1 protein-coding gene is annotated in these 1,233 nt (G+C 53.7%); it reads right to left on the reverse strand.

Features of this window, described 5'->3' with window-relative positions; genetic code table 11:
- Nucleotides 1–1,172 (reverse strand): RNA-guided endonuclease TnpB family protein (locus EXE47_RS18220; RefSeq protein WP_137708626.1); only part of this gene is annotated, 1,172 nt, incomplete at its 3' end.
- Nucleotides 1,173–1,233 lie beyond the last annotated feature (61 nt).

The following is a 1,233-nucleotide window of genomic DNA, read 5'->3' on the forward strand; positions in this document are numbered from 1 at the left end:
GCAGGGAGCGCAGTCTCCACAGGCGTATCTTCGGGCCATCCCAGCCCTAATTCAGCAAAGCCTCTCTGCAAGACGTTCATCGCCGCATTCGCGTCACGGTCACATTCAAACCCACACGAGGGACACGAATGCTCTCTAACCCAGATAGGTTTCGCTGTCTCCACGCCACACGACGCACACTCTTTCGTCGTGCCCCGCGCTTCGACTTGAACCACGTGCGTCCCGTACAGCTCGGCTTTATATTCGAGCAGAGTGATGAACTGTCGCCACGCCGCATCCTGCTTGTTCTGGGCGTTGTACGACTGTTCCAGCATCTCCTTCACATCCAAGTTCTCGACGAACACCGCGTCGTACTCGCGGACGAGCCACGTCGTGAGTTTGTGCTGGTAGTCCAGCACCTTCCGCCGGATGTGACGCTTGATTTTCGCAACCTTCAGTCGTTGTTTCTCGTAGTTGTTTGACCCTTCCTCTTTGCGAGAGAGTTTGCGTTGCTTGCGACGGAGTTGTTCGTACTCGTCTCCGAGATCGAGCCAATCTACAGTTTTCCCGTCCGAGGTGTGGATGTAGTTACGGATACCGAGATCGATTCCAACGCTGTTGTTCGTGTTGAGTGCATCTACGCTGGGTTTCTCGGGTAGATCGGCCTCATCGGTTTCGAGACCGAAAGAGACGAACCACTCACCGGTTGTCTCTTTTTTAATCGTGACTTCTTTGATCTCCGCTGTATCTGGGAGTTCGCGGTGGTAGCGGATCGGGATGTCACCGATTTTGGAGAGCCAGAGTGTCGCGTTGTGGCCACTCGTGTTTTTGAGTTCGAAACCGGACTGCGAATACGTCATACTCTGAAACTCCGCTGGCGATTTCCACTTGAGCATCCCGACCTTCTGACCATTCCGTTTCTTCTCAGAGAGATTCGAGAGGTTCTGATAGAACCGCGTGACGGTTCGCTGGAGTGCTTTCGAGTGAACCTCTGTGAACACGGAAAACTCGTCTTTCCAGTCGGTGAGACGGTCGTGATGCTTGTACGCCGACCCAACGTTGTCGGCGTCGTTGTGATTCGTGTACTCGTACCGCGTGAAGTTGTACGCTTGGCGATGAACGTCGATGTGCTGTTCGACAGTCTCCGCCACCTTTTGTGTCGGATAGGCGTGGTAGCGGTGACTGTATTCCATCGCTGTCCCTCAGTTTGGGATATGTTTATTTAATGGTTTGTACTGCGTGCGGCGATTCATC

Origin of the sequence: Halorubrum sp. GN12_10-3_MGM, from assembly GCF_005435235.1 — an archaeon.
Lineage (GTDB): Archaea > Halobacteriota > Halobacteria > Halobacteriales > Haloferacaceae > Halorubrum > Halorubrum ezzemoulense.